The 14,423-nt window shown below is 60.2% G+C and carries 17 protein-coding genes; 3 read left to right on the top strand and 14 right to left on the bottom strand.

Annotated elements, in window-relative coordinates:
• Window positions 1-16 precede the first annotated feature (16 nt).
• Complete coding sequence (locus tag HU762_RS22615; protein WP_186640774.1) at window positions 17-1,000, bottom strand: 2-dehydro-3-deoxygalactonokinase; 984 nt, start codon at window positions 998-1,000, stop codon at window positions 17-19.
• Window positions 1,001-1,175: 175 nt separating this feature from the next.
• Between HU762_RS22615 and HU762_RS22620 the strand changes: the two genes are divergently transcribed.
• Window positions 1,176-1,808, top strand: a complete 633-nt coding sequence (locus tag HU762_RS22620) for a glutathione S-transferase (RefSeq protein ID WP_186640776.1) — start codon at window positions 1,176-1,178, stop codon at window positions 1,806-1,808.
• 1 nt (window position 1,809) lies between these two features.
• On the opposite strand, the gene HU762_RS22625 is transcribed toward HU762_RS22620, so the two are convergent.
• Window positions 1,810-2,292 carry a GNAT family N-acetyltransferase gene (locus HU762_RS22625; RefSeq protein WP_014339485.1) on the bottom strand — a complete coding sequence of 161 codons (483 nt, stop codon included), beginning with the start codon at window positions 2,290-2,292 and terminating at the stop codon, window positions 1,810-1,812.
• Between the two features lie 166 nt (window positions 2,293-2,458).
• Here HU762_RS22625 and HU762_RS22630 point away from each other — a divergent pair, with 166 nt between their 5' ends.
• Both HU762_RS22630 and HU762_RS22635 read left to right on the top strand, forming a co-directional pair.
• Window positions 2,459-2,797, top strand: coding sequence for a hypothetical protein (locus tag HU762_RS22630; protein ID WP_186640778.1), 339 nt, complete (start codon window positions 2,459-2,461; stop codon window positions 2,795-2,797).
• 42 nt (window positions 2,798-2,839) lie between these two features.
• Window positions 2,840-3,220 (top strand): Rho termination factor N-terminal domain-containing protein, encoded by a 381-nt coding sequence (locus HU762_RS22635; protein ID WP_186640780.1) that lies wholly within the window; start codon window positions 2,840-2,842, stop codon window positions 3,218-3,220.
• A 50-nt stretch (window positions 3,221-3,270) separates the two neighbouring features.
• On the opposite strand, the gene araH is transcribed toward HU762_RS22635, so the two are convergent.
• The 12 genes from araH to HU762_RS22695 all read right to left on the bottom strand — a co-directional run bounded on the left by araH (window position 3,271) and on the right by HU762_RS22695 (window position 14,397).
• Window positions 3,271-4,239: an L-arabinose ABC transporter permease AraH gene (gene araH, locus HU762_RS22640; protein ID WP_025214842.1), complete on the bottom strand. Its 969-nt coding sequence runs from the start codon at window positions 4,237-4,239 to the stop codon at window positions 3,271-3,273.
• Window positions 4,240-4,248: 9 nt separating this feature from the next.
• On the bottom strand, window positions 4,249-5,793 hold the full coding sequence (araG, locus tag HU762_RS22645) for an L-arabinose ABC transporter ATP-binding protein AraG (RefSeq protein ID WP_186640782.1): 1,545 nt from the start codon (window positions 5,791-5,793) through the stop codon (window positions 4,249-4,251).
• A 75-nt stretch (window positions 5,794-5,868) separates the two neighbouring features.
• Window positions 5,869-6,873, bottom strand: a complete 1,005-nt coding sequence (locus tag HU762_RS22650; RefSeq protein WP_186640784.1) for a substrate-binding domain-containing protein — start codon at window positions 6,871-6,873, stop codon at window positions 5,869-5,871.
• 174 nt (window positions 6,874-7,047) lie between these two features.
• Window positions 7,048-7,866, bottom strand: coding sequence for an SDR family oxidoreductase (locus HU762_RS22655; RefSeq protein WP_186640786.1), 819 nt, complete (start codon window positions 7,864-7,866; stop codon window positions 7,048-7,050).
• 237 nt (window positions 7,867-8,103) lie between these two features.
• On the bottom strand, window positions 8,104-8,979 hold the full coding sequence (locus tag HU762_RS22660; RefSeq protein ID WP_186640788.1) for an SMP-30/gluconolactonase/LRE family protein: 876 nt from the start codon (window positions 8,977-8,979) through the stop codon (window positions 8,104-8,106).
• Window positions 8,976-9,722, bottom strand: coding sequence for a FadR/GntR family transcriptional regulator (locus HU762_RS22665; protein ID WP_186611507.1), 747 nt, complete (start codon window positions 9,720-9,722; stop codon window positions 8,976-8,978). Before HU762_RS22665 ends, HU762_RS22660 begins: the two co-directional genes overlap by 4 nt.
• A 92-nt stretch (window positions 9,723-9,814) precedes the next feature.
• Window positions 9,815-10,375, bottom strand: a complete 561-nt coding sequence (locus HU762_RS22670; RefSeq protein ID WP_186640790.1) for a DUF1285 domain-containing protein — start codon at window positions 10,373-10,375, stop codon at window positions 9,815-9,817.
• Window positions 10,376-10,390: 15 nt separating this feature from the next.
• Complete coding sequence (locus HU762_RS22675) at window positions 10,391-10,996, bottom strand: DUF4823 domain-containing protein (protein ID WP_186611509.1); 606 nt, start codon at window positions 10,994-10,996, stop codon at window positions 10,391-10,393.
• Window positions 10,997-11,101: 105 nt separating this feature from the next.
• On the bottom strand, window positions 11,102-12,070 hold the full coding sequence (locus HU762_RS22680; protein ID WP_186640793.1) for a radical SAM protein: 969 nt from the start codon (window positions 12,068-12,070) through the stop codon (window positions 11,102-11,104).
• A 138-nt stretch (window positions 12,071-12,208) separates the two neighbouring features.
• Entirely contained in the window at window positions 12,209-12,847 is a 639-nt protein-coding gene (locus HU762_RS22685; RefSeq protein ID WP_186640795.1) for a TetR/AcrR family transcriptional regulator, read from the bottom strand.
• Window positions 12,848-13,234: 387 nt separating this feature from the next.
• The gene (locus HU762_RS22690) at window positions 13,235-14,029 is read right to left on the bottom strand and encodes a TatD family hydrolase (RefSeq protein WP_186640797.1); all 795 of its coding nucleotides are present in this window, start codon (window positions 14,027-14,029) and stop codon (window positions 13,235-13,237) included.
• 11 nt (window positions 14,030-14,040) lie between these two features.
• Window positions 14,041-14,397: a PilZ domain-containing protein gene (locus tag HU762_RS22695; protein ID WP_186640799.1), complete on the bottom strand. Its 357-nt coding sequence runs from the start codon at window positions 14,395-14,397 to the stop codon at window positions 14,041-14,043.
• Window positions 14,398-14,423: the final 26 nt, after the last annotated feature.

Raw genomic sequence — 14,423 nt, forward strand, 5'->3', positions numbered from 1 at the left:
AGACCTCCAGTCAGGTTTAACGCAATGGGGTGGCGTCGAGCAGCCCGGCCGCTACAGCCAACTGCCACAAGCCACGCTCGGTGGCCTGTTCGGCCAAGGTCACCCGGGCGAAACCGCAGGCGTCGAGGGCCCGTTGATAACGGGCACAGAGTTGAGAGTTGCCGATCAACACCACCGTCGGCAGATGCACGCTGTTGCGTCGTTGGCGTTGCGCCGCGGCCAGGGCCGTCAGCTCATGGCCGATCAACAGGCCGGAGAGATAATCGGCTTGTGCACTGGCGCCGAGTTCGCCGGTCAGCCCCAGGCTGCGGGCGCTGAATACGGTGGACAACGGGCCAATCTGCCCCTCCGCCGACAGCGCCACCTGCACGCCGCGATCGAAGGCCAGGCCATCGAACGCCGCGCCGCGCTGCTGGGTACGGCCGAGGATGCTGTGGTCGCTGAGCACGGCAAAGATTTCACCGGTCATGAACGTGTCGAAATGCACAATGCAGCCATCGGTGACTTCCACCCACTTCGAGTGGCTGCCCGGCAGGCCGATCAGCACCGCTTCGTTCGGCAGGCTGTGCAAGGCGCCAAGCACTTGGGTTTCTTCACCACGCATGACATTGGGCAAGCGTGAACGCTGGATCACGCCGGGCACGATGTGCACATCGACACCGCGAAGGCTGCGAACGGTTTGTAGGGAATGTCCGAGGTTGGCGACGTTTGCAGGCGTGTCGCAGTAAGGCGCTTCGCGCCAGCCTTGGGCGCTGCCGACCATGCCGCAAGCAATGACGGGCAGGCTCGGCTGTGCGTCGAGCCAGTCGCCGCAGGCATCGTCGAAGGCCAGTTCAAACCCATCGATGCACACCCGGCCGGCCACGGTTCGTGGCCCGGAGGGCAACTGCATGATCCCCGATGACAGCGAACGCTGCTCGAGCACCTCGCCTCCAGCGGCGAGTTTGTAAGCCCGTAATGAGGTAGTTCCCCAATCGAGCGCGATCAATTGCGCCTGCATCCGCTTCACCTGTTCTGTTTATTTGGCAGTGAGTGAGACGGACTATAAACCCGGGCACGGACAAATCTCAATATATAAATATCACTCCCATATATTGGGATATAACATTGATAGTCGCCATCCGTCCCAGACCCTGCTACGTTTTTGATCGGACGCCAAAAACTCAGGAAAGAACATGGAACATCGACTGAAGATCCTCGGCCGCACCTCCTCGATCAACGTCAGAAAAGTACTGTGGACCTGTCAGGAACTGGACCTTTCCTACGAACGCGAAGATTGGGGCATCGGCTTTGCCTCGACCCATGACCCGGCCTTCCTGGCGCTCAACCCCAACGCCCAGGTGCCGGTGATCATTGACGAGAACGGCGTGCTCTGGGAGTCGAATACCATTTGCCGCTACCTGGTCGGCAAACATGGGCGCAGCGATCTGCTTCCCATCGAGCCTGCCGCACGGGCGCGTGTAGAACAGTGGATGGACTGGCAAGCCACGGAGCTCAACCCGTCATGGGGTGATGCGTTTTACGGACTGGTGCGCAAACACCCGGACTTCCAGGATCCACAACTCATCGCCGCTGGGGTTAAACGCTGGAACAAGACGATGGGCTTGCTGGAGGGTCAGCTGAGTCGCACCGGCGCCTACGTGGCCGGTGCGGACTTCTCCCTCGCCGACGTGCTTATCGGCCTGTCCGCGCATCGCTGGCGCCAGACGCCCATGGAGCGTCCGGACTATCCGGCGGTGACCGCCTACTGCAAGCGGCTCGAGCAACGCCACGGATTTGCCGAGTACGCCTCCAGCGCATACGCGTAAATCAGTTGCCGTTGGCAAAATCCCGGAGCACTTTACCGTCCATTCGATAGCGCACCCACTCCTCCTGCGGTTGCGCGCCGAGGGACTTGTAGAACTCGATGGCCGGCGTGTTCCAGTCCAGCACGCTCCATTCGAAGCGACCGCAATCATTGTCACAGGCGATCTTCGCCAAGTGCCGCAGCAACGTCTTGCCCGCCCCGCCACCGCGCTGCTCGGGAGTGATGTACAGGTCTTCGAGGTACAGGCAGTTGCTGCCCAGCCACGTCGAATAACTAAAGAAGAACACTGCAAAACCGATGGGCACGCCATCACGCAGGCAGATCAAGCCGTGGGCGGTTGCGCCTTCGCTGAACAGGCTGCGCTCGATATCGGCCACACTGGCGATGACTTCGTGGCGGGCTTTCTCGTAATCGGCAAGCTCAGTGATGAAGGCAAGGATTTGAGGCGCATCGCTAGGTTGCGCGGGACGGATCTCGATCGACATGAACGGGCCTTGTAGCCAATTGAAAGCACCATACTAAGCCGCTACGCAGCGCTCGTCACATCTTCTGGACGGGGCTTTCGGTATGCCATTCGTCGCCGCCGAGGCACCAACCTCGCTCCAGCGCGGCCCAAAATCAGGCAAGCATTCCAAAAATGGAGGCGACACCATGATTTATTCAAGGCTGACTGCGTTCACATTCGCTGCACTGCTGTCTTCGGCGGCTTTGGCGGCATCGACCTCTGGCACCGGGCCGACCGACCCGGTGCAAGCTCCGAACTCGCCCGCGACGCAAGGCTTGCCCAAGCTGAACACCGACGGTACCGGTGGCTTGAACAACGGCCAGCCGCCCGCCACTGGAACGGACCCACGGGTCCAAGGGAACGACACCGGTCGCCAGGGCGGCATGAACACCCCGGACTCCACCGCCCCTGACAATGCCGATACCGGCGTGGGTTCGAAAACCACCACCGGCGGATCCGGCTCGGAAGGTGGCGCGAGCCAGTAGTACGGCCCGCCGCTCTGCTCACACATTGAGGAGGAACATTTCATGCCTCGTGGAAGCAAAGAGAAGTACACCGACGAGCAAAAGCGCAAGGCCGAGCACATCGAAAAAAGCTACGAGCAAAAAGGTGTGTCTGAGAATGAGGCCGAGGCTCGGGCTTGGGCCACGGTCAACAAACAATCGGGCGGTGGCGAGCGCTCCGGTGGAAGCGCAAAGAAAAAGCCCACCGAAGAGAAGCAATCCGACCGCAAGGAGTCGGCCCGGCGTGCCGCCAAGACCCGCGAGGGACATCCGCGTACCAGCAAAGCCTCCCATGAGGCCCAGACCGTGGATAACCTGATGAAAGAAGCCCGGGCAAAAAATATTCCCGGGCGTTCGAAGATGCGCAAGCAAGAGTTGGTCGAAGCGTTGCGCAAGGCGGGATGAACGATGGCGTCAAGGACGACGCCATCGAGCAGGCCTGTCGCGCAGGGTTCTCAGCGTTGCTTCAACCGGTCGATCACCACCGCCAGCAGCAAGATCGAGCCGCGGATGACGTATTGGTAGAAGGTATCGATGTTCTTCAGGTTCATCGCGTTTTCGATGATCGCCAGGATCAGCACACCCGCGATGACGTGGCGAATCATGCCGATGCCACCACTCAATGAAACCCCACCCAGCACGCAAGCCGAGATCACCGTCAGTTCGAAGCCCTGGCCGATCATCGGTTGGCCCGAGGTCATGCGCGACGCCAGGATTACCCCGGCCAGAGCGCCGATCAAGCCATGCACGGCGAAGATGATGATCTTGGTGCGGTCAACGTTCACCCCCGCCAACAACGCCGCTTCCTGGTTGCCACCGATGGCCATGGTGTTGCGCCCGTAGGTGGTGTAGTTCAGCAGCCAGCCGAAAAACAGGAAGCAGACGATGGTGATCAGGATTGGCACCGGCACGCCGAACAACTGGCCGTTGCCGAAGACGAAGAACGATTCCTGGGACACGCCCACCGCTTTGCCGTTGGCGAAGATGTAGGCCAGGCCGCGAACGATCTGCATGGTCGCCAGCGTCGTGATCAAGGCATTGACCCGCAGCTTGGCAATCACGATGCCGTTGATCAGGCCGACGATCAGCCCCATCGCCAGCGCCGCGCTCACGCCCAGGAACACACTGTTGGTGTCGCGCATCACCACCGCCGCGACCACCCCAGCACAGGCAATCACCGAACCGACCGATAAGTCGAAGTGCCCGGAGGCCAGGCAATAAAGCATGGTGCACGCGGCGATGCCGGTGGTGGAAATCGCCAGGCCCAGGCCACGCATGTTCAGCGGTGACAGGAAGTTGTCGATCATCAGGGTGCAGAGCACGAAGATGCCGATGGCCGCCAACAGCATGACCCAGTCGTCGAGGAAGCGGCGCAGGTCCAGGGGTTTGCGTGCCGTTGGCAGTGCATTGTTTTGAATGGTCATGATTACCTCTCAGTTCGCCGCGTCGGCAACGCGTTGGCGCGGCAGCGCCAGTTGCAGCAGGTTGGATTCGTTGGCCTGGTCACGTGGCAACTCGCCGCGCATGGCCCCTTCGCACAGCACCAGGATCCGGTCGGAAATGCCCATCACTTCCATCAGGTCGCTGGACACCACAATCACGGCGATGCCATCGGCCGCCAGGTTGTGGATGATCTGGTAGATCTCAGCCTTGGCGCCGATGTCGATGCCGCGTGTCGGCTCGTCCAGCAGCAAGACTTTCATCGGCATCGACAGCCAGCGCCCGAGGATCGCCTTCTGCTGGTTGCCGCCGGACAAGTACATGATTTTCTGGCCCGCCGACGGTGTCTTCACCTTCAGCGCCTTGATCTGCTTGTCGGCGTTGCCCCGCTCCCAATCGCCACGCAACAGGCAACCGAGGGTTGAGTGGGACGGGCGCGCGCTGATGTTGATGTTCTCGCCGACACTGCCCAGCGGAATGATGCCTTCCTTCTTGCGGTCCTCCGGACAGAGCAGCACGCCAGCGGCGATGGCATCCCGTGGCGAACGCAGCTTCAGTTCCTTGCCGTGCAGCACGAGACTTCCCTCGCTCTGGCGCTCCAGGCCACTGAGCAAGCGAAACAGCTCGGTACGACCGGCGCCGACCAGCCCGAACAAGCCGAGGATTTCGCCCTTGTGCACCTCGAAACTCACCGGTTCGCGCAAGCCCGGCCCCAACAGGCCTTTCACTTGCAGCGCGACATCGCCGCGCTCCCGAGGACGGTAGTCATAGATGTCCTGGATATCGCGACCGACCATGCACGTGACCAGTTGATCGTGGGTCAGCTCGCTCATGTTCTCGAAGGTCCGGACATAACGACCGTCCTTGAACACGGTCACCGCATCGCAGATGCGGAACACTTCTTCCATGCGGTGGCTGACGTACAGCACCACTTTGCCCTCGTCCCGCAGGCGGGCGATGATCGCCATCAAACGGTCGATTTCCCGAGCCGACAGGCTGCTGGTCGGTTCGTCGAAAGCAATGACGTGGGCGCCACGGGACAAGGCCTTGGCGATTTCCACCAACTGCCGTTGGCCGAGAGACAGGCGCCCGACCTTTTCCTGGGGATCAATTTCATCGGCCAGGCCCTTGAGCAACGTCAGCGCCTGCTGGCGCAGCACACCGCGATTGACCAGGCCGAAACGCGCCGGCAAGTGACCAAGGAACAGGTTTTCGGCGACGGTCATTTCCGGCACCAGGTGCAATTCCTGGTGAATCACCGCGACACCGCTGGCGATGCTGTCGGCGGTGCCTTTGAAGGCCATCGTCTGTTCGCCGATCTGCAAGTCGCCGCTGCTCGGAATGTAGGCGCCACCGAGGATCTTAAGCAGCGTGGATTTGCCCGCGCCGTTTTCGCCCATCAACGCATGAACCTGCCCCGGATGGGCGACGAAACTGATATTGGCCAGCGCCTGCACGCCGGGAAAGGACTTGCCGATCCCGTTGAATCGCAAGCTGCCGCCGATGTTGTGTTGCCGTGTCGCTGTTTGCGCTTGCATAACCACCTCGAACTTACAGAGATCAAGCGACCCGGTCACGCCTGTGACCAGGGCCGCTTTTGAATCAACCGACCGTCAGTTCCACAGGCCGATCTTTTCCAGCTCCTGCTTGAAGTTCTCCCGGGTGATCAGCGTCACCTCGTCCATGGCGGTGTACTTCGGCGGCTCCTTGCCGGTGGTGATCCACTCGTACATCATCTCGGCAGTCTTGTAGCCTTCGATGTGCGGGCTTGGCAGCATCGAACCGAAGAAGCCACTGTTTGGTTTCTTCAGCTCACCGATGGCGTCGGTGCCGTTGATGCCGATACCGATCACGTTGGCTGCCTTGAACCCGGCCGCTTCGGTCGCGCGCACGCCGCCCAGCACGGTATTGTCGTTCATGCCGCCGATGATCAAGTTCTTCGCGGTGCTTGGCAGCTTCACCAGCGCCGAGTTGGTGGAGTCCATGCTGCCGGGAACGTCGAGGGTCTTCAGCGCCGAATACAGGATATGGTCTTCCGGCATCCCGGCTTTCTTCAGGGCATCAACCGAACCGTCGGTGCGTTTCTTGCCGGTGTCCAGCTCGTTGAAGGTGTTGATCACCGCGTAGGTGTCTTTCCAATCCCAGTTGCGTTTTTTCGCTTCAGCAGCCATCGCGGCGCCCTGCTTCTGGCCCACCTCGAAGGCGGCCATGCCCAGGTACGGCACGTCTTCCATGAATTTGCCGTTGGCGTCGACGAAACGGTCATCGACGGCAATCACCTTTAGATCGTTGAGCTTGGCCTTGGCCATGATGGCCGGGCCGAGGGACACGTCTGGCGGGCAGATCACGAAGCCCTTGGCGCCGTTGGCCGCGAGGCTGTCGATGGCCGAGAGGGTTTTCTCGCCATCGGGCACGGCGATCTTGATCAACTGGAAGCCTTTGTCCTTGGCCGCCTTCTCGGCGAATGCCCACTCGGTCTGGAACCACGGTTCCTCGGCCTGCTTGACCAGGAAACCAATTTTTACCGCATCGGCCGCCAGCAAGTGGCTGCTGAGACTGAACGCGGTAACCGCCAGGGCGGCGCGACACAGGGAACGGATCCCACGACGATGTTTCATAGCTGACTCCTTGTTTTTTTTATTGAAAGCCAAAAGTCCAGTGATCTGCTCCACCTTGGTGGAACCGCGCAGGCTGGCCGGTCAAATCGTGTTACTGCACAGCATAGGTCTAAATAGTCATATCGTATGATGATTGGATTACAGGCGAAGTTTCCCACCGCAACCCAAGAATATTCAGTCGTGGTACATGACCGAACGTCCACCATCGATGGTGATGCATGAAGCATTGATAAAAGGGGCTTCGTCACTGGCCAGGAACACCGCCGTCATGGCCACTTCGAGCGGCTGGCCGATGCGTCGAGGCGGGTGCAGATCCAGCGCACGCTGGCGTTCGGCATGGGGATCGGCGAAACCGTTCCAATAATCGACATTCAATTGAGTCTCGATGTAGCCAGGCGCAATGGCATTCACGCGCACACCCTTGGGCGCGTACTCGATGCCCAGGGCGCGGGTAAGACCGAGCAAGCCGTGCTTGGCCACCGGGTACGGAAAACAACCGGGAATGATGTGCGACGAATGGGTCGACGCGATGTTGATAATACTGCCCACGCCTTGCTCGATCATTTGTGGCAGCACCGCCTTGCAACCGTACCAGGCGCCATCCAGGTCGATGGCAAAGCAGCGGCGCCAGTCTTCCTCGGTCATTTCCAGGGGGTCGCGAAACACATTGACCCCGGCGCAATTCACCAGCACGTCGATGCGACCATGCAGTTCAACGGCGCGACGGGCCATGGCCTGCAGATCCTGCTGGTTCGAAACGTCGACTCTGAGCGCCTGCACGTCCGCGCCCTGGCCACGCCAATGGGCCGCGACGGCCTCGACTTTTTCCGTCTGGATGTCACTGATCACCAGCCGCGCCTGCTGGCAAGCAAATGCGGCAACGATCGCCTCGCCAATGCCTTGGGCTGCGCCGGTCAGCAGCACGACCTTGTCTTTCAGCCGTTCGCCTTTCACAGGCTCCGGCACTGGCGGCAAGCAAAGCGCTTCAGCCATGGGCCTGGGCTCCAGTGCGAAGGCACGACAAAAACCGGACACCCACGGATGACCGGCCAAGAGGCTGCGAAATTGACAGTAACTCGCGAACGCCGCCGGGGCGTTCGGGGAAAGATCGATGCATCACTTCACCTGTTTTGTTTTTTTAAGTGTGAGTGCGTATTGCTGATGGAGCCGACTATAAACCCGACCGCCAAATAATCTCAATATATATATTTACATCCCATATTTTGGGATTCAACCAGCAAACCGTGTGCAAGCCACGCCTGGCACATCGACCCGCATCGACAGCACCGCACCGTCAAGGGGATGGCCTAGAGGGCTCTCTGCACTGGTGATGTACAACGTCTTGAGGTCTTTACCACCAAATACGCAGCTGGTGGGGCGACTGACCGGCAGTTCGATCACCCGATCGACATGGCCGTCCGGATGCAGCCGCAACAGACAATTGCCGTCCCAGCGCGCGTTCCAGATGTAGCCTCGCGCATCCATCGCCGAACCGTCCGGCCCACCACGCGAATGGGGCCCGAACCAGACTTCGGCGGGCGCCAACTGTCCATCGGGATAGATGAAGTGCCGGTACAGCGTCCCATCCAGGCTCTCGCCGAAATACACCGTCGTGCCATCGGGACTCCACAACAACGTATTGGGAATGCCCAGCCCGCGCAGCAGCGGCATAACCCGGCCCTCTGCCCCGACACGGAACAGGCCGCCGGACCGTCGTTCGATGGGCAGGTCTTCGCCATTTTCACCAATGTTGTTCTGCATGGTGCCTAGCCAGAGCTGGCCCAGCGGATCACAACGGGCTTCGTTGGCGCGGTTGCCCGGCTGGGGATCGGCCATGCACAACAGCTTCAGGCGTGGTTCCAGCCCTGGCGAATCCAGATCCAGTCGATAGACACCGCTGCTCAGCGTCACCAACGCATCGCCGCTCTGCGTCGGGATAAAAGCCGAGACATGTTCAGGCATCTGCCAGATCTGGACGTTCTCGCCGATCAGCCGCAGCGCCTGCTTGCCGGCGATATCGACCCAATAAAGCGCCTGGGTCGGCTCATCCCAGAACGGCCCCTCGCCCAACTTTGCCCGATGCTCCGTGAGCGCCGTCCACTTCATTGAAACCTCCTGTCCCCGGCTTTCCCGGCGTTGTCTGTCCGACCGGCCATGACATCAGGGTAAAACCGCTTGATGGCCAAGTCTGCATTATCGATCAAGGTCATGCAGGCCCAGACACCTCGCGCCGCGTCACGGGCGGCGATGGCGTCGGCGATCTCCTTGTGAATCGGCAAGGTGCGGCGCAGTTCGTCCGGATCGGCGGCCGACACCTCGAACGAAACCGCCAGCAGCGCGCCGAGGGCCGGGACCATTTGTTCGATGAATTGATTGTGGCTGGCGGCGAGAATGCACTCATGAAAGAACTGATCGGCGCGGTTGTAATCAGCGCCACTGTCCACCGCCCGTTCCAGCGCATGATAGGCCAGGCGGATCGCCTGCACCTGGTCAGCCGTCGCCCGTTCGCAGGCCCAGCGCACCGCCATCGGTTCGATGGTCCGGCGCAGGTCCAACAGGTCGTCGACGAAATTTTCCGGCAGGCCACTGCGCGACAGCCAGCCAACGACTTGGGGATCGAACAGATTCCAACGGCGCACCGGCAATACCCGCGTGCCGACTTTCGGCCCCACTTCCAGCATGCCCTTGGCGACCAAGGTCTTGATGGCCTCACGAATGACCGTGCGACTCACGCCCAACTGCTCGCCCAAGTCGGCCTCGACCTTGATGGTTTGCCCAGGCTTGACCTGGCCAGCGGCAATCCAGCCACCCAGCCAATCGACGGTCGACGCATGAAAACTGCTGGACATGAACACCCCGTGGGCTTTTCTTATCAGGCGCCCACGCTAATCATCATATGATTGAGTGTCAATTTGAATTTTTGCCCCCTCAAGGTTGAGGGTCAGGGTTCGAGGCCTATGGGAAAGAACACGCCGCCGCTCCAGACACCCAACCACCGCTGGCCGTCGACCTCGCGGCTGACCGCCAGTTCGACCAGCTGATAGAAGACGTTGCGGTGAATCAGCGCTTCGAGGTTGCTGCGCACGTGGATATACGGAGCGGGCTCCTGGGTCTGGGGATCGATCACCACTCGCATCGGATGTTCGGGTCCAGCTTCGGTGGCTTCATCGACATTAGTCGTAAAGCGCAACAACTGCCCTTCTCCCTGTCCCTCGACTTCCAGGGTCACTGCCACGAACGGGGCGTCGTCCACCTTGATGCCGACTTTTTCCACAGGAGTGATCAGGAAGTAATCATCGCCGTCGCGGCGAATGATAGTGGAGAACAGCTTGACCATCGGCTTGCGTCCGATGGGCGTCCCCAGGTAATACCAAGTGCCGTCACGGGCGATGCGCATGTCGATGTCGCCGCAGAAGGCGGGGTTCCACAAGTGGACCGGCGGCAGGCCTTTGGTCTTGGGGATCTGTCCCAACAGGTCATTGGCTTTTTGCGGTCCGCTCATGGTGACTCCTTCTGTTTATTCGTCGCTCATCCCCAGCAGGCTGCGGGCATACTCACGCAGCGGCGCGGCGATGAGGTCTTGTGGCTGCTTGTCGTGCAACGTCAGCAAACCGCCACGGCTCTTGATACGTGCAGTATCAATCAAATACTGGGTGCTGGTCTCGATCAACATGATCTGAATCACGCCGGTATCGACGCCGAGGCGATCCACGGCCTCTTCATCCAGCCATTCGTCGGTAGTGCCGATGCGGTTGTCCGCCTTGGCGAATCGGGTATACAGCAAATAATGGGCGCCGGCGGCACGCGCTTCGCCCATAGCCTGGTCAAGCCCTTCGGGGACCCGGGCGCGACGAACCATGGGGAAATATTCAACGAAACCGTTGAAGGCTTCTTCAGCCACGACGTTGGGACGCGGATAGGCGCTGCCTGGCGGAGCGAACGCCCCCTGGGCGATATAGATAAAGGAATCCGGCTGGATGCGCAGGTTGTTCACGCGACGACTGTCGCTATGGTCCAACAGGCCGGCATCGCTCATGTGATAACGAACGCCCTCCCCCATGTCGCTGACATTCATGCAGCCACCCAGCGCCAAAACGGCCAGCAGCGAAAACAGGCTACGCATCCTACCCTCCAAAGACCGGTGACGGAAAACCGGCGAATGGCCACGGGATGCAGCTTTTGCGCCAGCTCGCAGAATGGTGGAATTTTATTGCCTCGGAATACCCGATCAGCCGCCGATGATTTTCATGATGGTTGCACCGCCGGAGAATGCCACTTCCTGCTTATCTCCCAGCGCCTTGACCAGCAAGCGCTGAAGCGCTGGCAGCGCCTGATGGCGGGGTTTGTCCAGCAGATCGCCGACAAAATGACGATTGCTCGACGACAGGCAGCCGTGCAACCACCCCGTCGAAGACAGCCGCAGCCGCGAACAGGTACGGCAGAACGGCACGCTTTCGTTGGCGATCACGCCAAAGTGCCCCAGCCCCGGAATCTCATAACGCACTGCGGTGGCATCCACCGGCGCATCGGCCTGCAGGTATTCGTATTGGTCGCCAATCAGGCTCAGCAGTTGCTGGAGGCTGACGAACTGCTGGAGGAACGCATTCGAGTCCTTGGCCAAGTGACCCATGCGCATCAACTCGATGAAACGCAACTCATAGCCACGCTCGAGGCAGTACTCCAGCAACGGCATCACCTGATCGAGGTTCTGCCCGCGCAACGGCACCATGTTGACCTTGATTTTCATCCCCGCCGCCCGGGCTTGCTCCATGCCGTCCAGCACGGCCGCCAGGTCGCCACCCCGGGCGATGCTGCGAAACGCGCCAGCATCGAGGGTGTCGAGGGAAACGTTGATTCGGCGGATGCCGGCACTCACCAGCAAAGGCAGCTTTTTTGCCAGCAATTGACCGTTGGTGGTCAGGCTGATGTCGTCCAGCCCCATCTGCCCAACCGCCGTCATGAAGCGCTCAAGCTTGGGACTGACCAGCGGCTCGCCCCCGGTGATGCGCAACCGCTCGATGCCGGCAGCTTCGATCAGGTATGCCACGCCCCGCGCCATCGCCTCGGCCGACAGCTCATCCTGCGCAGCCACCAGCCGCTTGCCATCAGGCACGCAGTAGGTACAGGCGTAATTGCAGGCTGAAGTCAGGCTGATCCGCAAATTGCGAAAACGCCTGCCTTGACGATCAACGATCATGGATCACTCCGGCGAAAGAAAAATCGGGCCCGCAAAACTTGACTTAGAAATCAAATTTCCGCAAGACCCCAGCCCGAGTATATTCCTGGGGCGCCACGCCATGTAAGCGGACATGGCGCAATTAAACAGCTGAATGCCTCAACTGTTCGGTGTATCCGTATCGCGCTTGCGCTTGTTGCCCATGCGCACGCCGATATCCATCAGGAACTGGAAGAAACCTTCCTGATCTTCCAACACATTGCTCCAGAACGGCGAGTGATACAGCGCCACCGCGCCGTGCACCAATGCCCAAGCAGCGCAGTAGTGGAAATAAGGCGGCACGTCTTCGAGCTTGCCTTCGCTGATCCGGCCCTTGATCAGCAGGGTCAGGCGTTCGAAATTCGAGGCACGGATCTTGTGCAGTTCCTCGACCATTTCCGGCACCTGGTTGCCCTTGACCACTTTCTCTTCGAGACGGTCGAACAAACGGTAACGTTGGGGGTCACGCATGCGGAACTCGAAGTAGGCCCGGGACAGGGCCTCCTTGTCTTTGTCCACATCGGCCGAATGCAACAGCTCGTTCAAATCGCGCTCGTAATCGAGCATCAAGCGCAGGTAAATCTCCGCCTTGGATTTGAAGTGCTTATAAATCGTGCCTTTGCCGATACCCACGGCATCCGCAATCATCTCGACGGTGACGCTGTCTTCGCCCTGGTCGAGGAACAACTTGAGCGCGGTGTCGAGAATTTCCTGCTCGCGGCGACGAAACTCACGGACCTTACGGGGTTCTTTATGCATAAGAAAAAAGGTCTGAAGGGTCAAAATTCGAAGCCGGGTATTATGCCTAACTTACGCAAAAATGCACGGATCATCCGCTCTTGGCGGCAGTTCTTCTAAAAACCGTGCGAACCCGACTCCCCCATGTACGCCACCACCCGCACCGTACTGGCAGGCTTGGGTAACGGTGAGAACCTATCCGAAGCGAACGTATTCCAAATTTGTTTAAAAACCAAAGCGGCCAAACTGGACGCGTCGCCATAGTGATCAATACTTGAACTGTCGGCGCGACATCTCCCCCAAGTGACGCGCCGATAAAGGTACCAACGGACCGCGTGCCTTTGTTTTACTCCTAATGGTCTTAACCCGGATTCACCCCCCAGAACCCGGGTTTTTTTTGCCTGCGATTCAAGCCCGCACCGAACGGACATGGGCCAAGGGAAACAGCCGCTTGAAATTCTCCGTGGTCTGCTGGGCGAACCGCTCGTAGGACTCGCCGCGCAACATCGCCAGGAACTCCGCCACCTCCCGTACGTATTGCGGAAGGTTCGGCTTGCCGCGATACGGTATCGGAGCCAGGTAAGGCGAGTCCGTTTCCACCAGCAAGCGATCGGCCGGCACCTTGCTTGCAACATCGCGCAGGGCATCGGCATTGCGAAACGTGACAATCCCGGACAGGGAAATGTAATAACCCATGTCCAGCGCGGCCTTGGCCATGTCCCAGTCCTCGGTGAAACAATGCAGCACGCCGGCCTGGGGCAACGCCGCCTCTTGCAACAGGGCCAAGGTATCGGCCCGGGCACCGCGGGTATGAATGATCACTGGCTTGCCCGTCTGTTGCGCGGCCTCCAAGTGTAGACGGAACGAAGCCTGCTGAACGTCGGCGGCCTCCGGCTCGTAGTGATAGTCGAGGCCGGTCTCGCCGATGGCGACCACCCGGGGATGGTCCAGCTCACGCAGCAGCCAGTCCAGGGCCGGCGCAGCACCGGGCTGAACATCCAGCGGGTGGATACCGACTGAGCAATCGACGTCTTCGTAACGTTCAGCCAGGACTTTGACGTCGGCCGCATTGTCGGCGCTGACGCCAATGCACAGGAAGTGGCCGACGCCCCGTTGGCGTGCGGCATCCAGCGCAGCGTCCAGGGAGCCGCCATGGGCGACAAGGTCGAGGCGATCGAGGTGGCAATGAGAGTCTACAAGCATAAGAGGCCAGGCTACATCGTATGGGTGGGACGGTCGGACTTGAGGGTTCCGGCCAGGTGGGTTTCGATCTGACTGCGGGCGGAGTTGTCGCCTTCATTGAATTGCACGCCGACGCCAGCGGCCCGATTGCCCTGGGCGCCTTTGGGCGTCATCCAGATCACCTTGCCGGCAACCGGGATTTTCTCCGGCTCGTCCATCAGGCTCAACAGCATGAACACCTCATCGCCCAAGCGATAATTCTTGTTGGTGGGAATGAACAGGCCGCCGTTCTTGATGAAGGGCATGTAGGCGGCGTAAAGCACCGACTTGTCCTTGATGGTCAGGGACAAGATGCCATTGCGTGGCCCGGGACTGACAGGTTCGTTCATGCTGATCTCCGCTGCAATTGAGCTGA

Source organism: Pseudomonas sp. SWRI92, assembly GCF_014268685.1.
Lineage (GTDB): Bacteria > Pseudomonadota > Gammaproteobacteria > Pseudomonadales > Pseudomonadaceae > Aquipseudomonas > Aquipseudomonas marvdashtae.